The sequence below is a fragment of the Streptomyces sp. NPDC006261 genome (assembly GCF_040613515.1).
Classification (GTDB): Bacteria; Actinomycetota; Actinomycetes; order Streptomycetales; family Streptomycetaceae; genus Streptomyces.
Genome location: NZ_JBEXSI010000029.1, coordinates 69,447 through 89,680 on the forward strand (window position 1 = coordinate 69,447; position 20,234 = coordinate 89,680).

Consider the following 20,234-nt stretch of genomic DNA (forward strand, 5'->3'; position numbering starts at 1 on the left):
CGGGCCCATGACCACCCTCGTTTCCACCACGGACACCCTGACGCGCGACGCGCTCGCGGTGCTCCAGCCCGGATTCACCGGAACCACCGCACCGGACTGGCTGCTGCGCCGCGTCGGTGAAGGGCTCACCGCCGTCGGGCTGTTCGGCCGCAACATCGAGTCGCCCGAGCAGCTCGCCGCCCTGACCGCGCGGCTGCGCTCCGAGCGGGACGATGTCCTCGTCGCCATCGACGAGGAGGGCGGCGACGTGACCCGCCTGGAGGTCAGGGACGGCTCCTCGTTCCCCGGCAACTTCGCCCTCGGCTCCGTCGACGACGTCGACCTGACCCGGACCGTCGCCCATGAGCTCGGCCGCCGGCTCGCCGTGTGCGGCGTCAACCTGAACTGGGCGCCGTCCGCGGACGTCAACTCCAACCCGGACAACCCGGTCATCGGCGTACGTTCCTTCGGCGCCGACACCGCTCTGGTGGCCCGGCACACCGCCGCGTACATCGAGGGGCTCCAGGCCGCCGGCGTCGCCGCCTGCACCAAGCACTTCCCCGGCCACGGCGACACCGCGGTCGACTCGCACCTGGCGACGCCCCGCATCGATGTGGATCTCGACACCCTGCACGCCCGTGAGCTGCTGCCTTTCCGGGCGGCCATCGCAGCGGGTTCCAAATCGGTGATGAGCGCGCATATCCTGCTTCCCGCACTCGACCCGGACCGCCCCGCCACCCTGAGTCCACGGATCCTCACCGGTCTGCTCCGACAGGAACTGGGCTACGACGGCCTGATCGTCACCGACGGCGTGGAGATGGAAGCCATCTCCAGGACCTACGGCATCGAGCGCGGATCGGTCCTCGCGATCGCCGCGGGCGCCGACGCCATCTGCGTCGGCGGCGGGCTGGCCGACGAGGAGACGGTGCTGCGCCTGCGCGACGCCCTCGTCGCCGCGGTGCGCAGCGGAGACCTGGCCGAGGAGCGGCTCGCGGATGCGGCCGCCCGTGTACGAGCCCTCGCGTCCTGGACGCAGGGGGCCCGGGGGGACATCCCGGAGCCGGGCGCGGAAGTGCAGGAGGGGACCGCGCCCGGCACCGGAGTCAGCTCCGACATCGGCCTGGTGGCCGCCCGCCGCGCGGTGAAGGTCACCGGCACCGGCGACCGGCTGACCGAGCCGGGGTACGTCGCGGAGTTCTCCGCGGTGGCGAACATCGCGGTCGGCGACGAGACCCCCTGGGGCATCACCGCCGGACTCACCCGGCTCCTGCCGGGCACCGAGGCGGCCACGTACACCGGCGAGAGCGCCGACCCGGCGGCCGAGGCGGTCGCCGCGGCGGGGGAACGGCGCATCGTCGCCGTCGTCCGCGACGAACACCGCCACGCCTGGATGGGCGAGGCGCTGGACGCCCTGCTGGCGGCGCGCCCGGACACGATCGTGGTCGAGATGGGCGTCCCGGAGTCCACCCCCCGGGGAGCCCTCCACATCGCCACCCACGGCGCCTCCAGGGTCTGCGGCCAGGCAGCGGCGGAAGCGGTGACGGGGGCCTAGTTCAAGCCCTCGGCGGTGACAAGCGTGCCGGGCGGGCAGGTCCAGCCCTTCCGGCGTCTGAGGACAAGGCCGTCAGGCCGGTGGATCAAGCCCGTCCGGCGATCGAGGACAAAGCCTCTCGCCGGACGGGCGGCACAACGGGAAGGGCCAGGACGCCTCACGGTGTCCTGGCCCTTCCCGCACGTACAGGCGTACGACCTACAGCCCCTGCCACGCCGGCTTCGCCGCATACGTGGCGCGGAAGTAGTCCGCCAGCTTCAGCTTCGACGCCGCCGCCTCGTCCACCACCACCGTCGCGTGCGGATGCAACTGGAGCGCCGAGGCCGGCACGATCGAGGCGATCGGCCCCTCCACCGTCTGGGCGACGGCCTCCGCCTTGCCCTCACCGGTGGCCAGCAGGATCGGGTGCCGGGCGTCCAGGATCGTCCCGATGCCCTGGGTGATCACATGGTGCGGCACCTGGTCGATGTCGTCGTCGAAGAAGCGCGCGTTGTCCACCCGGGTCTGCTCGGTCAGCGTCTTGATCCGGGTGCGCGAGGCGAGCGAGGAGCACGGCTCGTTGAAGCCGATGTGCCCGTCGGTGCCGATGCCGAGCAGCTGGAGGTCGACCCCGCCGGCCTCGGCCAGCGCCCGGTCGTACGCCTCGCAGGCGGCCTGGACGTCCTCGGCGGAGCCGTCCGGGCCCATGAAGGACGCCTCGGAGAGCCCGAGCGGTTCGACGACCTCACGCAGGACCACGGAGCGGTACGACTCCGGGTGGCCGGCGGGCAGCCCGACGTACTCGTCGAGCTGGCAGATGCGGGCACGCGACGCGTCGACGGCGCCGACGGCGACCTTGGCCGCGAGCGCGCGGTAGACGGGCAGCGGGGTAGAGCCGGTGGCAACGCCGAGCAGGGCGTCGGGCTTGCGGCTGAGCAGGGAGGCGATGGCCTCCGCGATCAGTTCGCCGCCTGCCGTGGCGTCCGGGACGATGACAACTTCCACGCTGTGCCTGCCGATCTGATGAGGGGAACTCTGTGGTATAGACCAATCAAAGGCCCAATCTAGCAGAATCGGCCGTGCGTGCGGTGAACGGCCCACGGTTCGGCCCGCCGCCCCGCCCGCTGGCGGACCCCGCGTTTGCCTGGTCGACTTGTCCGGTACGACACCGCATCGGGAGGCACCCCCCATGTCAGCCACCCCTCCGTCCGGCCCCGACGACCAGCGCGACGTGCCCGGCCGCATCATGTCCGGCGAGATGGCCGAGCAGCCCGCGATGCTGCGGCGCATCCTCGACCAGGGCGCGCCCGGCATCCGCGAGGTGGCCGCCGAGATCGCCGCCAGGAACCCCCGCTTCGTCCTGCTCACCGCGCGCGGCACCTCCGACAACGCGGCGCTCTACGCGAAGTACCTGCTGGAGATCCGGCTCGGCCTGCCCTGCGGCCTCGCCTCCATGTCCACCACGACGGCGTACGGGGCCAAGCCCGATCTGCGGGACGTCCTCGTCATCACCGTCAGCCAGTCGGGCGGCTCACCGGACCTGGTGGCCTCCACGAGGGCCGCCCGGGAGGCCGGTGCGGTCACCCTCGCGGTCACCAACAACCCGGACTCCGCCCTGGCGGCGGTCTCCGAATACCACATCGACATCCTGGCGGGCCCGGAGAAGGCGCTCCCGGCCACCAAGACGTACACGGCCTCCCTGCTCTCCCTCTACCTCTTCGTGGAGGGGCTGGCGGGCGCCGACGGCACGGAGGCGGCCGCGTCCGTGCCCGACCTGGCGGGCGCGATCCTGGGCCGCCGGGCCGAGGTCAAGGCGCTGGCCTCCCGCTACCGCTTCGCCGAGCGCATGGTGATCACCTCGCGCGGTTACGGCTACCCCACGGCCAAGGAAGCGGCCCTGAAGCTCATGGAGACCAGCTACATCCCCGCTCTCTCCTACTCCGGCGCCGACCTGCTGCACGGCCCGCTGGCGATGGTCGACAACATCTCCCCCGTGATCGCCGTGGTCACCGACGGCCGGGGCGGCGAGGCCCTCCAGCCGGTGCTCGACCGGCTGCGCGGGCGCGGCGCCGACCTGTTCGTGGTCGGCCCGAAAGCCCAGGTGGAGGCGGCTTCGGCGGGCTTCTCGCTGCCGACGTCGGGGGTGCCGGAGGAGCTGCAGCCCATCCTGGAGATCCTGCCGCTGCAGATGCTGGCGTACGAGGTCACCATCGCGCGCGGCCAGGACCCGGACTCGCCGCGCGCCCTCGCCAAGGTGACGGAGACGCGCTGACCAGCGGCCGGACGGCCCCGGAAACACCCGCGGGCCGCGGCGCCAGGGCGGGACCCTCAGCCCGCCCGGCACCGCAGCCCGGAGCTTCCGACCGACGGTGTGCGGTGCCGTCGGTCACATGAGGCACCTTGCGCGGTCAGGGCAGAGAGCGCCGGGTGCCTCGGTCCGCTCTCCTGTGCGGGGAGAGCGGAGGTCCTGGTGAACTTATTGTGGACTAGACCAATTGCCCGTGTCCATCCGCGTGCACGACATTCTCCGGCCGCGCACCACGCCCTGTCCATCGGCACCCTGCGCGACAGCGGTCCTCTGCCACACAGCACGGCCCGCCGGGCCGATCGGTTCGAGCACGGCTGTTCACCCCGGGTACGCTCCACAGGTGCCCTCCATGAACGATCTCGTCCGCCAGCACACCGCTCTGAGCGACACCGACCTCGAGTGGCTCCATCTGCTGGTTTCGGAGTGGCAGCTGCTCTCCGACCTGTCCTTCGCCGACCTCGTGCTGTGGGTCCCCACCCGCGACGGGACGCGGTACGTCTCGGTCGCCCAGATGCGGCCCAACACCGGCCCCACCTCCTACCAGGACGACATGGTCGGCCACCTGGTGCCGCGTGGCCGCCGCCCGCTGCTGGACGCGGCCCTGGACGAGGGCCGGATCGTGCGCGAGGGCGACCCGGAGTGGCGCGAGGAGGTTCCCGTACGGGTCGAGTCCATCCCCGTACGCCGTGAGGGCCGGGTCCTCGGGGTGATCGCCCGCAACACCAACCTGCTCACGGTGCGTACCCCCTCCCGGCTGGAGCTCACCTACCTCCAGTCCGCCTCCGACCTGGCCCAGATGATCGCCGCCGGGTCCTTCCCCTTCCCCGGCCAGCAGGTCGACATGGACGCCTCCCCGCGCGTCGGTGACGGCCTGATCCGGCTGGACGCGGACGGGGTCGTGCAGTACGCCAGCCCCAACGGCCTCTCCGCCTACCACCGCCTCGGCCTCGCCTCCGACCTGGTCGGCCACCACCTCGGCACCACCACCGCCGAACTGGCGCCCTCCCGGGGCCCGGTGGACGAGGCCCTGGTCAAGGTGGCCAGCGGGTACGCCCCGCGTGAGTTCGAGGTGGAGTGCGCGGGCGGGGTGATCCAGCTGCGGGCCATCCCGCTCAAACCCAAGGGGGTCCGCATCGGCTCCCTGGTCCTGCTCCGGGACGTCACCGAACTGCGCCGCCGTGAACGCGAGTTGATCACCAAGGACGCGACCATCCGGGAGATCCACCACCGGGTGAAGAACAACCTGCAGACGGTGGCCGCCCTGTTGCGCCTCCAGGCCCGCCGGATGGATTCCGAACAGGGGCGCGAGGCGCTCAACGAGGCGGTGCGGCGCGTCGGTTCGATCGCGATCGTCCACGAGACGCTCTCGCAGAACCTGGACGAGCGCGTCGAGTTCGACGAGATCGCCGACCGGGTCATCGCGATGGTCTCCGAGATCTCGCCCGGCAAGGTGACCTGCCGGCGCACCGGACGCTTCGGAATCCTGGACGCCGAGGTCGCCACCCCGCTCTCCATGGTGCTGACCGAAGTCCTGCAGAACGCCCTGGAACACGCGTTCGCCGTGGCCGATCAGGGCACGGTGGAGGTCTCCGCCGTGCGCGGCGGATCCCCGACCGAGGGCCGACTGCTCATCACGGTGACCGACGACGGGCGCGGTCTGCCCGAGGGGTTCGACCCGCAGCGGGCCGGCAATCTGGGGCTCCAGATCGTACGGACTCTGGTTGAAGGCGAGTTGGGCGGTACGTTCGGCATGGTCCCGGCGCCGGAGCGCGGTACCCAGGTGGTGCTGGACCTGCCGGTGCGCGGTGACAAGTAGTCACACGGCCGGGAGCACACAGCAGAGCGGGCCCGGACCGTGGTGACGGTCCGGGCCCGCTCCGTGATGCTCACGTTGCGATGCGCTCCGGGGTACTGCGCGCTGCGACTCGAAGGCGGGGCTGTGCGCACGCTCTGTGCGCGCCGCCTGGCTGAGGCGTGTTCGTGGGGGGCGTCGGTCAGGCGCTGGCGTTACGCGCCCGGTTGCGAGCGGCACGGCGCTTCATCGCGCGGCGCTCGTCCTCGCTGAGGCCACCCCAGACGCCGGAGTCCTGGCCGGACTCGAGCGCCCACTGCAGGCACTGCTCCATGACGGGGCAGCGACGGCAGACGGCCTTGGCTTCCTCGATCTGCAGCAGCGCAGGACCGGTGTTGCCGATGGGGAAGAACAGCTCGGGGTCTTCCTCACGACAAACGGCGTTGTGACGCCAGTCCATGGCTGCTACCTCTCCTTGGTATTACACGCTTGTTGCTTGTGAATGTGAACGCTTTCACGAATCCCCCCGCAGATGACGGGCCGACTCCCAGAAGGACTGGGTGTGGTCTGTGATGGTGAGGAGGGGTTCTGGCTCTCAGTGGAGGCCGGTGTTGCGGGCCGTCCCGATCGCCATGTAGAGATTCGCAAACCTCGGCGGCGGATACAACCCCTTCTGGAAAGTTTTTTTTGATTCCTCGGTGTCGACTAGGTCACAGCCGCACTTCTAAGGGGTGGGGCCCAGGCCAAACGTTCGAGTTAAAGGACTTTCGGCCCTTCCACTCACACAATCACACGCAGTGCACGGCGTACGCCTGTGAACGTCACGCTCGTACGCAGTCCCAGGTGGTCGCCGTCCATCTGGAAGGGCAGTGGGACCTTTGAATGCAAGGTGAAGTCCGTGAGGTCATGCAGTGAAACGGCATGCTTCCCGCGCGGCCCTCTGTCAGGGCTCGAAGTGAGCAGCTGGGTGCCGTACAGGGCCACCGCCGCGGTCGACAGACGCTTCAGCCCGAGGACGTCCAGAGCGGTGTCGAAGGAGGCCTTCGGAGAGGCGTACACCGGGCGATTCCCCAGGTAGGTCCAGGGGGCGGTGTTGCAGATTATGGAGAGCGCGAGGTCGGTGACGGGCTCCTGGCCGGGTACGTCGAGTGTGATCGTCCCGTGTCTGCGGTGGGCCTCGTTCAGGAACTGCCGGACCACCTGGCGCACGTACAGCGCGTGCGTCGACCGCTTGCCGTGCTCGCGTTTCTGTTCGACCCGGCCGACCACTCCGGCGTCGAAGCCGAGACCGGCACAGAAAGTGAACCAGCGTTCGGGGACGGACTCGTCCTCGGTGCCCGGGGTGCCGGCCGCCAGCCCCAGGCCGACCGTGCGCTCCCTCCGGTGCTCCAGGGCGTCCAGGATCGCGCCGGTCGCCTCCACCGCGTCGTTGGGCAGCCCCAGGGCGCGCGCGAAGACATTGGTGGAGCCGCCGGGGACCACGGCGAGCTTCGGGACGCGGTCCACGTCCGGGCCCCGGTGCAGCAGCCCGTTCACGACCTCGTTCACCGTGCCGTCACCGCCGAGGGCGACCACCAGGTCGATGTCGTCGCTGTCGGCCGCCCGCCGCCCCAGATCCCGCGCGTGACCCCGGTACTCCGTGGTCACCGCCTCCAGCTTCATCTCGCTGGCCAGGGCGTGGATGAGGACGTCACGGGTGCGGGCACTGGTGGTGGTGGCTGCCGGGTTGACCACGAGGAGTGCGCGCATGCCCGCCAGAGTACCTACCGGGCGGTTCGGCCCCGAAGTCGCGGTTCGTTCAGCTCAGGGCCGGTCACGTTCCGTGACGCCCTCCCCGTACGTGCTCCTCGGCGCCGGCCTCGTACGTGACATGTGCCGCGCCCGGCCACCCCGGCTTCACTTCCGGGGCCCGGGGATGCCAACCTGAACGGCGTGAGCACTGAAGCGACCCCCTCCGCCCCCTCGCCCGCCGCGACGGAGCGCCCGCGAAGGATCACCGCCCTCGCCGGGATCAACGCCCTCGAAGGTACCGCGCTCGCGGCCAGCGGGCTGTACCTGCTGGTCATGGGGGTGCTCGGGCGCCCCGAGAGCCCGCAGCAGGCCGAGACGGTCGGCATCACGCTGATCGCGCTGGGCGCCATCCCGCTCATCGCCGCCCGCGGTCTGATGCTGCTGCGCGGCTGGAGCCGGGGCCCGGCGCTGATCACCCAGATCATGGCGCTGCCCGTGGCCTGGACGCTGCTGCGCTCCCAGGGCGCGCTGATCCCCGCGGGCATCGTCCTGGCGGCGGTCGCCGTGACCGGTCTGGTGCTCGTCCTGAACCCGGCGACCACCCAGGTCCTGGGCCTGCGCAGGGGCGCCGGGGTGAACCCGGAGGCCTGAGCCCCGAGGAGCGGAGGAACCCCGGGGCGGACCGGCCCGCTCCTGCGGGGTCTACTCCTCGACGAGCAGGCGCTCGCGCAGCTGGGCCAGGGTGCGGGCCAGCAGCCGGGAGACGTGCATCTGCGAGATGCCGACCTCCTGGGCGATCTGCGACTGGGTCATGTTGCCGAAGAACCTCAGCAGCAGGATCCGCTTCTCGCGCGGCGGCAGGTCCTCCAGGAGCGGCTTGAGCGACTCCCGGTACTCCACGCCCTCCAGCGCCTCGTCCTCCGAGCCCAGCGTGTCCGCGACCGCGGGGGATTCGTCGTCCGTGTCCGGCACGTCCAGCGAGAGCGTGCTGTACGCGTTGGCGGACTCCAGGCCCTCCAGCACCTCCTCCTCGGAGATGCCGAGCCGCTCGGCCAGCTCGTGCACGGTCGGCGAGCGGCCGTGCTGCTGCGAGAGCTCGGCGGTGGCCGTGGTCAGCGAGAGACGCAGCTCCTGGAGGCGGCGGGGCACCCGCACCGCCCAGCCCTTGTCCCGGAAGTGGCGCTTGATCTCGCCGACGACCGTGGGGGTCGCGTACGTCGAGAACTCCACGCCCCGGTCCGGGTCGAACCGGTCCACCGACTTGATCAGGCCGATCGTGGCGACCTGCGTCAGATCGTCCAGCGGCTCACCGCGGTTGCGGAAGCGCCGGGCCAGGTGCTCCACCAGCGGCAGATGCATCCGTACCAGCCGGTTCCGCAGCTCCGCCTTCTCCGCGGAGCCGTCGGGAAGCTCCCGCAACTCGATGAACAGGGCCCGGGCCCCGCTGCGGTCGTGTGGATCGTGGTGCCCGTGCTCGCTCATCTGGCCCGCCCGCTCCTGCGACTGCTCCACCGCGACGTTGAGCCCCTGGGGCCCGTCCGCTCCGTCCACCGGATGCGGTCGGGCCTGTTGCTCCGGGATGCCTGCTGGGCGCACCACCCCGGGTCGGATCGTCTCGTCCCGCACAGGACCGTCCCCGTTCCCTTCGCTCACGCCGGCCCGGGGCCCGCGCCGCGCTGTTTGTAGAGGCTGATGCTGACCGTACGGTCGTCGGCGACCGTCGACTCGACCTTGCCGGCCAGCGCGGAGAGCACCGTCCAGGCGAAGGTGTCACGCTCGGGTGCGCGGCCGTCCGTCGTGGGGGCCGACACCGTCACCTCGAGAGAGTCGTCGATGAGACGGAACACGCAGCTGAGGACGGAGCCGGGCACGGCCTGCTGAAGCAGGATCGCGCAGGCCTCGTCGACCGCGATACGAAGATCCTCGATCTCGTCGAGAGTGAAGTCCAAACGCGCTGCGAGACCGGCCGTGGCCGTTCGCAGCACCGACAGGTAGGCACCCGCAGCGGGCAGCCGGACTTCTACGAAGTCCTGATTCCCGGGCTCGCCTGCGATCTGGGACACCCTCACCTCCAAGGTGGCACAAACTCTTTCGAGGCTCCGGGAAGGGTGGCCCGGAGCCATGCGGTCGGTCGACGGTTCTCAGCTCGGCGACGCTATCGGATCCATGATGCAGTGTCGCCCGCACCCCATCCCCCGGCCATCACTCATAGTAAACCAATGAGTACACACAGTGGCCAGGGGTCTACGGCGTCCAATTACGAAGAACCGGCGCCGGATTGACGTACCCAGACGTCAGACGATCGAACCGTCCTCGAAGCACCAGCGCCAGCCCCCGCCCGGCTCGAAGCTCCGCATCACCGGGTGGCCGGCCTCCGGAAGTGCCCGGTGGCGTGCCGCAGGGGTGAGCGTCTGGGAGCGGCTGGGGGTGGCCGACCCGGTCACGGGGGAGTCGACGGACGACACCTACCGCCGACTCGCCCGCGAGATGATCGAGGCGGAACGGGAGGTCTTCGTCCGGCTCCGGGACGAGCGGCGGATCGACGACGAGATGATGCGTACGCTGCCCGCGCCGGCTGGGCCTGGAGGAGGCGGCCGCCTACCGCGAGACGGACGACTCCTGAGAGCTCCACGTGTCCGGCGAGCCCGTGATCACCGCGCTCACCCGGGTGCCCGGTGCGAACGCCCCTTCCTCGGCCAGGGACGCCAGTGCGAACAGCAGCTTGGCGACGTAGACCCGCTCCACCGGCAGCCCGTGCCGGTCCTCGAAGTCCGCGGCGAAGGCGTCCAGTTCCGGGGTCGTACGGGCGTAGCCGCCGAAGGTGAAGCGCTCGTCCAGCGACCAGTTCCCGGCCGGACCGCCGAACGCCTCCTGCTGGAGCGCGGTCACGGTCGCCCCGAGGAAGCCGCCGCGCAGCACCGGTACTCCCAGAGCGCGCTGCCGGCCGTCCAGCCCGGCCGCCAGCCCGGCCAGAGTGCCGCCGGTCCCGCACGCCACGGCCGCTACATCGGTGTGCCCACGCAACTCGCGCCCCAGCGCTGCGCAGCCCTGTGCGGCCAGGGCGTTGCTGCCGCCCTCCGGGATCACCTCCACGTCCCCGAACAGGCTCAGCAGCCCTTCCAGGGCCTCGGGTGACGCCTTTGCCCGGTAGGCCGTACGGTCCACGAAGTGCAGCCGCATGCCGTCGGCCGCACAGCGGGCGAGCGAGGGGTTGAGCGGGCGGTGCGCCAGCTCGTCGCCGCGCACCACGCCGATGGTGGGGAACCCCAGCAGCCGGCCGGCCGCGGCGGTGGCCCGCAGGTGGTTGGAGTAGGCGCCGCCGAACGTCAGCACGGTCCGCCCGGCGGCCGCCTCCAGATTGAGGGCGAGCTTGCGCCACTTGTTGCCCGGAGGGTACAGCTCCGCTGGTCCAAGTGCGGCCGTATCCCAGTGGGGGGTGAAGTGGATGAGATCGTCCCGCTTCAGCAGCAGCCGAACGCCCCGGCGCGCGAACCGGTCGTCCAGTACCTCCTGCAAGGGAGAGGGGGGCCGGGGCTGAAGTGCACGGGCGAGGTCTACGGGCGGGCTCACCCTCCCATTGTGGCTGTGCCCTCTCGCCGCGCCGTCACGGCGTCTGCGGTACGCCCCGGTCCCACAGCTCCTCGGCGTGCTCCGCGAACCTGGCTGCGTGGCGGGGCCGCGCTCAGTCCGGTGGCGGCCCGCTGCCGATGCCGAGCAGCAGGGGGCCGGTGGGGGAGGCGACGAGATCGGTGACGGTGATCGGGTCGAGCGAGGCGTGGAAGGCGTCCTGGGCCCGTCGCAGGGCGCCGCGCAGCCGGCAGTCGGAGCGCAGCGGGCAGGGGGTGCCGCCCTCGCACTCCACGACGTCGTCCGTGCCCTCCAGCTCCCGTACGAGAGCACCGATCGAGGCGGAGTGCCCGGCCGTGGTGAGGGTCAGGCCGCCGCCCCGGCCGCGGCGGGCGTCGAGCAGGCCCAGGTGCTGGAGGCGGGCGACGACCTTGGCCGCGTGCGTGTAGGGCACCCGCATGGTGTCCGCCACCTCGCGCGTGGTGGGCGGATCCGCGCCCTCGGCGACCGCCAGCCGCATGAGCACGCGGAGCGCCACATCGGTGAATCTGGTCAGTCGCACGGCTCCACCCTAAATAAGTGGCATGTTGGATGCAACTTTTGCGTTCCGCGGGGCGATGGGGAGCAACGTGCCCCGACCGAAGGCTGATTAGTCACACTCTTTTGTGTAATGGCGGGCGGCGTCCTCTGCTGAAAGGCTTCTCCAGCAGGTCAGCCCATGATTGAAAGGACGTCAGATGTCCGTTGGTGAAGAGGTTCGCGACACGCAGGCGCCGCCGCAGCAGAGTCTGGGGACGGCAGCTGCGCGGAACCTCGCGACGACCACCAAATCCGCGCCGCAGATGCAGGAGATCACCTCGCGGTGGCTGCTGAAGATGCTCCCGTGGGTGCAGGTACAGGGCGGTACGTACCGGGTGAACCGTCGACTCAGCTATGCGGTCGGGGACGGCCGGGTGACGTTCGTACAGACCGGGGATCAGGTGTCCGTGATCCCCGCCGAACTGGGGGAGCTGCCCGCTCTGCGCAATTTCGGGGACGAGGAGGTCCTCGCCGAGCTCGCCCGCAGGTGCGAGCAGCGGGACGTGGCCGCTGGGGAGGTGCTCGCCGCGACGGGGGACGCGGCGGACCGGGTCTTCCTGCTGGCGCACGGCAAGGTGGAGAAGATCGGCTCCGGTCTCTACGGGGACGAGACGGAGCTCGGAGTCCTCGCCGACGGGGCGTACTTCGGTGACCAGAGTCTGGTCGACGGTGATGCCGTCTGGGAGTACACGGCCCGGGCCGTCACCGCCTGCACGCTGCTGACGCTCAGCCGCGCGGACGTGTTCAACCTGGCGGAGCGCGCAGAGCCGCTCCGTGCCCATCTCGCCGGTCTGCTAACGATCCCGCACCAGCGGACCAACCACTACGGCGAGGCGGCGATCGACCTCTCCGCCGGACATGTGGGCGAGTCGGTCGTCCCGCACACCTTCGTCGACTACGACGCCGCGCCCCGTGAGTACGAGCTGAGCGTGGCGCAGACGGTGCTCAAGGTGCACAGCCGGGTCGCCGACCTCTACAACCAGCCGATGAACCAGACCGAGCAGCAGTTGCGGCTCACGGTCGAGGCGCTGCGCGAGCGCCAGGAGCACGAGCTCATCAACAACCGGGAGTTCGGCCTCCTCAACAACTGCGACTACGGCCAGCGGCTCCAGCCCCACGACGGGGTGCCCAGCCCCGATGACATGGATGAGCTGCTCTCGCGGCGGCGCGGATCGAAGCTCTTCCTCGCCCACCCGCGCGCCATCGCCGCCTTCGGCCGCGAGTGCAACCGGCGCGGGCTGGTCCCCGAGAGCGTGGACATCGGCGGTCACCACGTGCCGGCCTGGCGCGGGGTGCCGATCTTCCCGTCCAACAAGATCCCGGTCACCGACGCCCGCACCACCTCCATCATCTGCATGAGGACCGGGGAGGCCGAACAGGGCGTCATCGGCCTCCAGCAGACCGGAATCCCGGACGAGATCGAGCCGAGCCTCTCGGTCCGTTTCATGGGCATCGACGAGCAGGCGATCATCTCCTACCTCGTGACTGCGTACTACTCCGCCGCCATCCTGGTACCGGACGCCCTCGGCGTACTGGAGAACGTGGAGGTGAGCCGCTGGCACTGACTGCTTGTCACCCACGGGAGCCCGGTCGGCCGACACCGGCCGGGCTGCGGGGACCCGTTCCATCGCACCGCCCCAGGGAGTGACCGTGACCATGACCAGTACGGACGCAGCGACGGAAGGGCACGAGGCCGCGGCGCTGCTGGAGCGCACCCGCGCCATCGTCGACCCGCATCTGCGATCGGCCGTGGAATCGCTGCCCGGTGGCATACGCCGGATCGCGATGTACCACTTCGGCTGGGAGAACGCCGACGGAACCCCCGCCGCCGGACAGGCGGGCAAGGCCATCCGGCCCGCGCTCGTACTGGCCGCGGCCCGGGCGCTGGGCGGCGATCCCGAACGCGCCGTGCGCGCCGCCGTCGCCGTCGAGCTGGCGCACAACTTCACCCTCCTCCACGACGACGTCATCGACGAGGACACCACCCGCAGACACCGGCCCACCGCCTGGGCCGTCTTCGGCGTCCCGGACGCGATCATCACCGGCGACGCCATGCTGGCCCTCGCCCAGCGGCTGCTGGCCGAGGACTCCCACCCGGCCGCACAGCGGGCGTCCGCCCGCCTTTCCTCCTGCGTCATCGAGCTCTGCGCGGGGCAGCAGGCCGACTGCGCCTACGAGAAGCGCGGCCCGGACGAGATCACGCTGGACGAATGCCTGACCATGGCGACGGCCAAGACCGGCGCCCTGCTCGGCTGCGCCTGCGCGCTCGGCGCCCTCTACGCCGGGGCGGAGGACCGGGCGGTCCGCGCCATGGACGGCTTCGGCCGGGAGGCGGGCCTCTCGTTCCAGCTCATCGACGACCTGATCGGCATCTGGGGCGACCCGGCCCGCACCGGTAAGCCCGTCGGCGCCGACCTCGCCGCCCACAAGAAGTCGCTGCCCGTCGTGGCGGCCCTGACCTCCGGTACGCCGGCTGCCGCCGACCTCGCCGCGCTCTACCGGGGGCCCATGACCACCTCCGCGGAGGTGGACCGCGCAGCCGACGCCGTGGACCGGGCCGGCGGCCGGGACTGGGCCCAGGCCTGCGCGGCGGACCGGATGGCCCGGGCGGTGCACCACCTCTCCCGGGCGGTCCCCGACCCCGAAGCTGCCGGTGACCTGCTGGCCCTGGCCGAATTCGTCACCCGCCGCACCAGCTGACCGGCCTGCCCCGCCCGGAGTCCGCTCCTCAACTCTACTATTCCGAAGGACGATTGGGAGTCGGCGGTCGAGCGTCGAGAGCAGCGGGCGAAGGGGCGGAAGCCGGTCATGGGCATACGGATACAACAGGCGGGCCAGCACGACAGGGAACTGGTCGTATCGGTCCTGGAGGAGGCCTTCCACCACGACCCGGTCAGCAGCTGGGTCTTCCCCGACGAGGCGCACCGGCGGGCGGTGCACGGCAGGTTCCTCGGCGTCTTCGCCGACATCACCCTCGCCGAAGGCCGTATCGACATCGCCGACGACGGCGCCGCGGTGGCCCTGTGGCTGCCGGTGCCCGCCGGTGCGCCCGAGGAGGAGGACCCCACACCCGCCCTCATGCGGCAGACCGCCGACCCCGACAACGAGCGGTGCGAGCTGGTCGGCAGGCTGACCGGCAAGGTGCACCCGCACGACCGCGCCCATGCGTATCTGCTCATGATCGGTGTCTCCCCGCAGCGCCAGGGCGAGGGCGTCGGGGCCGAGCTCATCCGGGCGGAGCTGGACCGCTGCGATCGCGACGGCGTACCCGCCTACCTGGAGGCGAGCAGCGCCCGCAGCCGTTCGCTCTACGAACGGCTCGGCTTCCGTTGCCTGGGCCGGGCCGTCGAACTGCCGGACGGTCCGTCGATGTGGCCCATGTGGCGTGAGCCGCGGACGGATTGACCCGGCGGTGGGGAGGGAGGGTGGGCACGGGGACCGTACAGGGCAGGGGCTACAGTCCCTGCTCATGACAGATGAGTCGTGGGCCGGCTGGTACCGGGACCGCAACGGTTCCGATTCCGTCGTTCTCACCACGGACGGACAGCAGCTCCGGATCCGGATCAGAGGCGTCGACTTCGAGGGCGAGAGCTTCGACGACCTGGCGCCGGTGTCGGGCACGCCTCCGGAGAGCGGGATGTTCGCCCTGGCGGACGGCGCGCTCACCGACTGCGTACTGGAGTGGGACCTCCCGCTGCCCGTCCTCGTCGAGGGCGACCTGCGGCAGGCCACCCTCGGCTGCCTGCTCTCCCTGCGCCGGGCGGACCCGGACCTCTACCTCACCCTCCACCTGGACGGTGCGGTGTACGAATCCGCCAGGGCCGAAAGCGACTTCGCCGCCGCTCTGACGGCGATCCAGCGCATCCTCCCGGACGGCATCCGGCTCCAGACCTGTATCGCCTGCGCCTTCTCCGACTACTTCCCGGCCCCCGGCCGCGGCCTCTCCGGAGGCCTCGCCTGCTTCCGCGGGGCCAAGGACGCCTACCGGGACGCGGAGGGCGAGGACGCGGTGCTGGACCTGTGGGACCGGCGGACCGGCTTCGTCCAGGAGATCTGGAGCTGCAAGGAGTTCGATGTGCGCCCGGCCAAGGGCGCCGGGACCGGTCACCGGGGGGCCTTCCCCCTGGAACCCGTGGAGCCCCTCGAACCCCTCGAACCCGCCTGACGGTCACGCCGTTCCTGACGGGTTCCTCCTCTGCCCCGTACCGCAACTCCGGTACGGGGCAGAGCTGGTTGCGGCTCCCGAGGGGGGCGCCGTCGGTACCACTCCATTGCCCTTCCTCAAGTTGTTCTACTAACATGCGAACAACGGAGGTTTTCATGACACGCAAGAACCTTGGCCACGCCACGCTCGCGGCCCTGCCCTTTGTCCTCGCCTTCCTCGTCGACCTGATCCTCTTCCTTGCCCTCAAGGACCGCCTTCCCGCCCGCCTGGCCAGCCATTTCGACGCCTCCGGCGATCCGAACGGCTATGCCGACCGCACCACCTACGCCCTGGTCGCCGCCCCGGTGCTACCCATGCTCGGCGCCCTGTGGGTCCTCACGGTGGTCGGCGGAAAGTTCTACGGGCGCGCCCACCGCCTGCTCATCGGCGGCGGCTGGGCCGTGGCCGCCTTCCTCCAGTACGTGCTGGGCGCCGCCCTGGTCATCAACCTCGATGCCCCCGACGGGTCTACGGCCGGCAGCTTCCCGCTGTGGCACCTCGCCGTGGCCCTCGGGGCGGCCGTCCTCGCCGGCGGGGTCGGGCTGCTGCTGGCCCGGCTGGTCCCGGCGCCGGAGGACCCTCACGCCGGGAAGGGCCACGCCGACCGTGAGCGGATCGCGCTGGCCGACGGCGAGGTGGCCGGTTGGGCGCGCACCACCGGCGCCTGGTGGCCGCCGCTGAGCGCCCTGGTGATCGTGGTCACCGGCACGGGCCTCGGCTACGGGGTCAGCTGGTTCCTCGGCGCACCCCTGCTGGCCATCGCCCTGCTGGTGCTCGCCTTCAGCCGCGCCCACGTCACCGTGGACCGGCGCGGCCTCACCGTGTCCGGCCTGCTGCCCTGGCCCCGGGCCCAGGTCCCGCTGGAGCGCATCGAGGCGGCGGACAGCCGGCAGGTCAACGCGGTCGCGGAGTTCGGCGGCTGGGGCTACCGCATCCGCCCGGGCCGCACCGGCTTCATCGTCCGCTCGGGCGAGGCCATCGTGGCCCGGCAGCGGGGCGGACGTGAGTTCGCGGTCACCGTCGAGGACTCCGCGACCGGAGCCGCCCTGCTCAACACCCTCGTCGACCGGAACCGGGCGGGGCGCTGACCATGCTCTTCCGGGTCGACCCCACCTCCACCGTGCCGCTCGGCGACCAGATCGCGGCCTCTGTGCGCCGCGCGGTCGCCGACGGCGCGGTGAGCCCGGGTGAGCGGCTTCCCGCCGCCCGGGTGCTCGCCGGCTCCCTCGGGGTGAACGTCCACACGGTGCTGCGCGGCTACCAGCGGCTGCGCGAGGAGGGGCTGATCGAGCTGCGCCGCGGCCGCGGTGCGGTGGTCACCGAGGGCGCCTCGCCCCGCCGGGCCCAGCTCCTGGACCGGGTCCGCGAAGTGGTTGCGGACGCCCGGGAGCTGGGCATGACGGAGGAGGAGCTGCTGACGCTGGTCCGCGCCGAACTGGCCACCTGAGGCCACCGGCGTACGGCAGCGGCTCCACCCACCACGGAGGGCCGTCCCGGCTCCGCGCGTCCGTAACGGCCCTCTCCTCATGCGACGCCCGGTCTCGTGTGACGCCCGGGGTCAGGAGGCGGTGCCCGCCGGAGCGGCGGCGAGGCCGTTCCGCCAGAGGTAGTTCACCCGCGCCCGCTCGTTGGCGTCCGGCTGGGCGTTGGTGCAGGACGGGCCGGGGCCGCCGCCGGACATCAGCTGGCTGCACGGACCGGAGTAGGTGTCCGGCAGGCCGAGCACGTGCCCGGTCTCGTGCGTGGTGACCCGGGTCGAGTCGTACTGCTGGTTCTGCCGGTAGTCCAGGAAGATGAAGCCCCGGCCGTGGCCGTTGGTCGAGGCGTACGAACCGCGCGGGTCGTTGCCCTCGCGGTAGGTGAAGTCGGCGTTGGAGCCTTCCTGGAGCCGGACGTTGCTGACCGAGCTGTTCCAGATCCGCGTGCTGTTGGCTATCTGGGTGCGGAAGCTCGGAGCGGAGGCGGCGCTGTAGGTGACGGTGACGGCCAGGGCGCTGGGGTTGGCGGCCCGCTTCTCGGCGACGGACTTCATGACCGCGTCGAAGAAGGCCCGGTTCGCGGCGGCGTTCTCGCCCGACCCGTTGTACGCGGCGATGGTGGCGGGGGTGGAGACGGCAGGGGCAGGAGCGGCGGAGACCGCGGGAGCCGTGCCGAGCGCGGCGACGAGGCCGAGACCGGCGATGGCGGTGGCGATGGCGGTCCTGAGGTGTCTCATGGGGGATTTCTCCTACGGTCCGGTGAACCCGCGCCGTGGGGGTTGTCCGTTGGACGGACGGGGCGCGGGGCGGTACGGGGTGAGTGTGGGGGAGTGGACGGCCGCCGGGGATGATGCCAACCGGGGATAGCGCGGCCCTATCCCCCGCACCCCTCCTCCGCCCGGCATGGCCGCGCCACCCTGGCATCGCTTCATGACGCTCTGCCCAACACCCGCTGAAATCGCGCCCTTTGATGGGGTTGAGGCCGCTGGTGCAGCGGGCACGACCGGTCGTAGTCTCCGCTCCATGGAGCTTGAGGTGAGGCACCTCAGGGCGCTGTGCGCCATCGCCGACGCGGGCAGTCTGCACCAGGCCGCCCGTCGCCTCGGCGTGAGCCAGCCCTCCCTGACCACCCAGCTGCGGCGGATCGAGAACTCGCTCGGCGCCGAGCTGTTCCGCCGAGAACGCACAGGCTGCCGCCCGACCCCCCTCGGGCGTGCCGTCCTCAGCCGGGCCCGGCCGCTGGTCGACGGGATGAGCGCCCTGGTCAGCCACGCCCTGGCGGAGGCCGACGTGTCCCGGGGGCCCCGGCTGCGTATCGGCTCCACCGCGAGCCGGGTCGTCGGGAGCTGGCTCAGCAGGCTACGGGGCGCCCTGCCCGGTACGGAGATCTCCCTGCGGGTCGACGTCTCGGCCCACGCCCTCCTGCGCTCGGTCGAGGCGGGCCGGCTGGACGTCGCCTTCGTGCACGAGGTGGAGGGCTCCCCGCTGGCCCTGCCCGACGGCCTGGACCAGCGCGTACTCCTGGACCGCGAACCGCAGTTCATCTCCCTCTCCCGGGACCATCCCGCCGCCCGCCGCCGTGTCGTGGAGCTCGGGGACCTGGCCGGCGACCGGTGGATGGTCGATCCGACGGTGGACGGCGAGTGGGACGGGGTGCGCCGGGTGCTGGGTGCGGCCGGGATCGACCCGCCGGTCCTGCACGGTGACTACCTCACCGCCGCCTCCCTCGTCGTGCTCGGCGAGGCCGTCGCGCCCTGCCAGCCCACCTCAGGGCCGCGCGACGACATGGCGATCCGCCCGCTGCGCGACGACCCGCTCGCCGTCCGGCTGCTCCTGGTCTCCCGGCCGGAGACGGACACCTCGGTGGCGTACGCGGAGCTGGAGGCGGCCTACCGGGAGGCGGCCCGGCGCTCCAGCGGCTATTACGAGTGGCTGCTGCGCCACCGCAGCCCGCTCGCCCGCACGCCCTGATCCCGGAAGGTTCCCCGTTCTGCCGACAGCGTGCGGGTGTTCCCCCGGGCTGCGCAGGCGGGCAGGCTCGGTCCATGAGGCTACTGATGCTGGGCGGTACGGAGTTCGTCGGACGGGCCGTCACCGAGGCCGCGCTGGAGCGGGACTGGGAGGTCACCGTCTTCCACCGGGGCCACCACACGCCGCCGCCGGGCGTGCGCGCGCTGACGGGCGACCGTACGGGCGGGGCGCGGGGCCTGGCGGCGCTGGCGGACCACGCGGGCGACTGGGACGTCGTGGTCGACACCTGGAGCGGGGTGCCCACCGCCGTGCGGGACGCCGCCCGGCTGCTGGCGGACCGCACAAGCCACTACACGTACGTCTCCAGCCGTTCCGTGTACGCCTACCCGGCGCCCGCCGGTCTTGACGAGGACGGGCCGCTGGTGTCCGGCGCCTCACCCGGGGAGGAGGGGGACGTGCCGTACGACCGGGCCAAGCGCGGCGGCGAGCTGGCGGCCCTCGACGCCTTCGGTGACCGGGCCCTGCTGGCACGTGCGGGGCTGATCATCGGCCCGGGGGAGAACATCGGGCGGCTGCCCTGGTGGCTCACGCGGATCGCCCGCGGCGGCCCGGTGATCGCCCCCGGCCCGCGTACCACTCAGCTCCAGTACGTCGACGCGCGCGACCTGGCGAGCTGGATCCTGGACGCCGCGGCGGCCGGGCTGCACGGTCCGTACAACGCGGTGAGCCGTCCCGGCCACACCACCATGGGCGAGCTGCTCGATGCCTGCGTCCGGGTCACCGGCTCCGGTGCCGAGCTGCGTTGGACGGACCCGGAAACCCTCCTGGCCGCGGGGGTCGAGCCCTGGATCGGGCTGCCGATCTGGCTGCCCGAGGGGGAGCTGTACGACACGCTGTACCGGGGCGGCCACGCCCGGGCCGAGTCCGCGGGGCTGCGCTGCCGGCCGGTCGCCGAGACGGTCGCGGACACCTGGACCTGGCTGTGCGAACGCGGCGGCACCGCGCCCCAGCGGCCGGACCGGCCGACGGTCGGCCTCGATCCCCGGCTGGAGGAGGAGCTGCTGGCTCGCTGAAGGCCCCTCCAGGCCGACGCT

At 71.8% G+C, this 20,234-nt stretch carries 20 protein-coding genes and 1 pseudogene; 13 read left to right on the forward strand and 8 right to left on the reverse strand.

Translation table 11 applies throughout. From position 1 onward, the window contains the following. Positions 1–7 precede the first annotated feature (7 nt). Positions 8–1,531, forward strand: a complete 1,524-nt coding sequence (locus ABZ154_RS20420; RefSeq protein ID WP_356834511.1) for a glycoside hydrolase family 3 protein — start codon at positions 8–10, stop codon at positions 1,529–1,531. A gap of 198 nt (positions 1,532–1,729) precedes the next feature. On the opposite strand, the gene nagB is transcribed toward ABZ154_RS20420, so the two are convergent. Next, positions 1,730–2,515, reverse strand: coding sequence for a glucosamine-6-phosphate deaminase (gene nagB, locus ABZ154_RS20425; RefSeq protein ID WP_356834513.1), 786 nt, complete (start codon positions 2,513–2,515; stop codon positions 1,730–1,732). A gap of 184 nt (positions 2,516–2,699) precedes the next feature. On the opposite strand from nagB, the gene ABZ154_RS20430 reads away from it, so the two are divergent. Then, positions 2,700–3,782, forward strand: a complete 1,083-nt coding sequence (locus tag ABZ154_RS20430) for an SIS domain-containing protein (protein ID WP_356834515.1) — start codon at positions 2,700–2,702, stop codon at positions 3,780–3,782. A gap of 385 nt (positions 3,783–4,167) precedes the next feature. Next, entirely contained in the window at positions 4,168–5,634 is a 1,467-nt protein-coding gene (locus ABZ154_RS20435; RefSeq protein WP_356834517.1) for a PAS domain-containing sensor histidine kinase, read from the forward strand. Between the two features lie 178 nt (positions 5,635–5,812). Here the strand turns inward: ABZ154_RS20435 and ABZ154_RS20440 are convergent, their stop codons facing one another. Both ABZ154_RS20440 and ABZ154_RS20445 read right to left on the reverse strand, forming a co-directional pair. Beyond that, positions 5,813–6,070 (reverse strand): WhiB family transcriptional regulator, encoded by a 258-nt coding sequence (locus tag ABZ154_RS20440; RefSeq protein WP_003953983.1) that lies wholly within the window; start codon positions 6,068–6,070, stop codon positions 5,813–5,815. A 320-nt stretch (positions 6,071–6,390) separates the two neighbouring features. Next, entirely contained in the window at positions 6,391–7,359 is a 969-nt protein-coding gene (locus tag ABZ154_RS20445; RefSeq protein ID WP_356834519.1) for a diacylglycerol kinase family protein, read from the reverse strand. A 183-nt stretch (positions 7,360–7,542) separates the two neighbouring features. Between ABZ154_RS20445 and ABZ154_RS20450 the strand changes: the two genes are divergently transcribed. After that, entirely contained in the window at positions 7,543–7,992 is a 450-nt protein-coding gene (locus tag ABZ154_RS20450; protein WP_356834521.1) for a hypothetical protein, read from the forward strand. 51 nt (positions 7,993–8,043) lie between these two features. Here ABZ154_RS20450 and ABZ154_RS20455 read toward each other — a convergent pair whose 3' ends face one another. Continuing rightward, positions 8,044–8,967 carry an RNA polymerase sigma factor SigF gene (locus ABZ154_RS20455; RefSeq protein WP_026241107.1) on the reverse strand — a complete coding sequence of 308 codons (924 nt, stop codon included), beginning with the start codon at positions 8,965–8,967 and terminating at the stop codon, positions 8,044–8,046. A 23-nt stretch (positions 8,968–8,990) separates the two neighbouring features. Beyond that, positions 8,991–9,404 (reverse strand): anti-sigma regulatory factor, encoded by a 414-nt coding sequence (locus ABZ154_RS20460; protein WP_024492166.1) that lies wholly within the window; start codon positions 9,402–9,404, stop codon positions 8,991–8,993. Positions 9,405–9,747: 343 nt separating this feature from the next. Here ABZ154_RS20460 and ABZ154_RS20465 point away from each other — a divergent pair. Beyond that, positions 9,748–9,964: pseudogene (locus ABZ154_RS20465) on the forward strand (Na+/H+ antiporter); the annotation flags it as partial. Here ABZ154_RS20465 and ABZ154_RS20470 read toward each other — a convergent pair. Next, positions 9,940–10,911: a pyridoxal-phosphate dependent enzyme gene (locus tag ABZ154_RS20470; RefSeq protein WP_356834523.1), complete on the reverse strand. Its 972-nt coding sequence runs from the start codon at positions 10,909–10,911 to the stop codon at positions 9,940–9,942. The pseudogene ABZ154_RS20465 and the gene ABZ154_RS20470 sit on opposite strands and share 25 nt — an antisense overlap. Positions 10,912–11,023: 112 nt before the next feature. Beyond that, positions 11,024–11,470, reverse strand: a complete 447-nt coding sequence (locus ABZ154_RS20475; RefSeq protein WP_356834525.1) for an Rrf2 family transcriptional regulator — start codon at positions 11,468–11,470, stop codon at positions 11,024–11,026. Between the two features lie 175 nt (positions 11,471–11,645). On the opposite strand from ABZ154_RS20475, the gene ABZ154_RS20480 reads away from it, so the two are divergent. The 6 genes from ABZ154_RS20480 (at position 11,646) to ABZ154_RS20505 (ending at position 17,138) form a co-directional block, all read left to right on the forward strand. Next, the gene (locus ABZ154_RS20480) at positions 11,646–13,052 is read left to right on the forward strand and encodes a family 2B encapsulin nanocompartment shell protein (protein ID WP_356834527.1); all 1,407 of its coding nucleotides are present in this window, start codon (positions 11,646–11,648) and stop codon (positions 13,050–13,052) included. A 91-nt stretch (positions 13,053–13,143) separates the two neighbouring features. After that, positions 13,144–14,187, forward strand: coding sequence for a family 2 encapsulin nanocompartment cargo protein polyprenyl transferase (locus tag ABZ154_RS20485; protein WP_356834529.1), 1,044 nt, complete (start codon positions 13,144–13,146; stop codon positions 14,185–14,187). Positions 14,188–14,295: 108 nt separating this feature from the next. Further along, positions 14,296–14,892 carry a GNAT family N-acetyltransferase gene (locus ABZ154_RS20490; protein WP_356834531.1) on the forward strand — a complete coding sequence of 199 codons (597 nt, stop codon included), beginning with the start codon at positions 14,296–14,298 and terminating at the stop codon, positions 14,890–14,892. Between the two features lie 64 nt (positions 14,893–14,956). Continuing rightward, complete coding sequence (locus ABZ154_RS20495) at positions 14,957–15,652, forward strand: DUF6304 family protein (RefSeq protein ID WP_356834533.1); 696 nt, start codon at positions 14,957–14,959, stop codon at positions 15,650–15,652. Between the two features lie 155 nt (positions 15,653–15,807). Beyond that, a complete protein-coding gene (locus tag ABZ154_RS20500) occupies positions 15,808–16,779 on the forward strand; it encodes a DUF1648 domain-containing protein (protein ID WP_356834535.1) in 972 nt (323 codons plus the stop codon). A 2-nt stretch (positions 16,780–16,781) separates the two neighbouring features. After that, a complete protein-coding gene (locus tag ABZ154_RS20505; RefSeq protein WP_356834537.1) occupies positions 16,782–17,138 on the forward strand; it encodes a GntR family transcriptional regulator in 357 nt (118 codons plus the stop codon). 111 nt (positions 17,139–17,249) lie between these two features. On the opposite strand, the gene snpA is transcribed toward ABZ154_RS20505, so the two are convergent. Next, positions 17,250–17,906 (reverse strand): snapalysin, encoded by a 657-nt coding sequence (gene snpA / locus ABZ154_RS20510; protein WP_356834539.1) that lies wholly within the window; start codon positions 17,904–17,906, stop codon positions 17,250–17,252. A gap of 286 nt (positions 17,907–18,192) precedes the next feature. Here snpA and ABZ154_RS20515 point away from each other — a divergent pair, with 286 nt between their 5' ends. Both ABZ154_RS20515 and ABZ154_RS20520 read left to right on the forward strand, forming a co-directional pair. Then, positions 18,193–19,140, forward strand: a complete 948-nt coding sequence (locus tag ABZ154_RS20515; RefSeq protein ID WP_356834541.1) for a LysR family transcriptional regulator — start codon at positions 18,193–18,195, stop codon at positions 19,138–19,140. A gap of 74 nt (positions 19,141–19,214) precedes the next feature. Continuing rightward, entirely contained in the window at positions 19,215–20,213 is a 999-nt protein-coding gene (locus ABZ154_RS20520) for an NAD-dependent epimerase/dehydratase family protein (protein ID WP_356834543.1), read from the forward strand. The last annotated feature ends 21 nt before the right edge of the window (positions 20,214–20,234 follow it).

What these genes read in the sequence shown, in the direction of transcription:
- ABZ154_RS20420 (WP_356834511.1), top strand. Translation starts at nt 8, where the DNA reads ATGACCACCCTCGTTTCCACCACGGACACCCTGACGCGCGACGCGCTC.
- ABZ154_RS20430 (WP_356834515.1), top strand. Translation starts at nt 2,700, where the DNA reads ATGTCAGCCACCCCTCCGTCCGGCCCCGACGACCAGCGCGACGTGCCC.
- ABZ154_RS20435 (WP_356834517.1), top strand. Translation starts at nt 4,168, where the DNA reads ATGAACGATCTCGTCCGCCAGCACACCGCTCTGAGCGACACCGACCTC.
- ABZ154_RS20440 (WP_003953983.1), bottom strand. Translation starts at nt 6,070, where the DNA reads ATGGACTGGCGTCACAACGCCGTTTGTCGTGAGGAAGACCCCGAGCTG.
- ABZ154_RS20445 (WP_356834519.1), bottom strand. Translation starts at nt 7,359, where the DNA reads ATGCGCGCACTCCTCGTGGTCAACCCGGCAGCCACCACCACCAGTGCC.
- ABZ154_RS20480 (WP_356834527.1), top strand. Translation starts at nt 11,646, where the DNA reads ATGTCCGTTGGTGAAGAGGTTCGCGACACGCAGGCGCCGCCGCAGCAG.
- ABZ154_RS20485 (WP_356834529.1), top strand. Translation starts at nt 13,144, where the DNA reads ATGACCAGTACGGACGCAGCGACGGAAGGGCACGAGGCCGCGGCGCTG.
- ABZ154_RS20490 (WP_356834531.1), top strand. Translation starts at nt 14,296, where the DNA reads ATGGGCATACGGATACAACAGGCGGGCCAGCACGACAGGGAACTGGTC.
- ABZ154_RS20495 (WP_356834533.1), top strand. Translation starts at nt 14,957, where the DNA reads ATGACAGATGAGTCGTGGGCCGGCTGGTACCGGGACCGCAACGGTTCC.
- ABZ154_RS20500 (WP_356834535.1), top strand. Translation starts at nt 15,808, where the DNA reads ATGACACGCAAGAACCTTGGCCACGCCACGCTCGCGGCCCTGCCCTTT.
- ABZ154_RS20505 (WP_356834537.1), top strand. Translation starts at nt 16,782, where the DNA reads ATGCTCTTCCGGGTCGACCCCACCTCCACCGTGCCGCTCGGCGACCAG.
- snpA (WP_356834539.1), bottom strand. Translation starts at nt 17,906, where the DNA reads ATGAGACACCTCAGGACCGCCATCGCCACCGCCATCGCCGGTCTCGGC.
- ABZ154_RS20515 (WP_356834541.1), top strand. Translation starts at nt 18,193, where the DNA reads ATGGAGCTTGAGGTGAGGCACCTCAGGGCGCTGTGCGCCATCGCCGAC.
- ABZ154_RS20520 (WP_356834543.1), top strand. Translation starts at nt 19,215, where the DNA reads ATGAGGCTACTGATGCTGGGCGGTACGGAGTTCGTCGGACGGGCCGTC.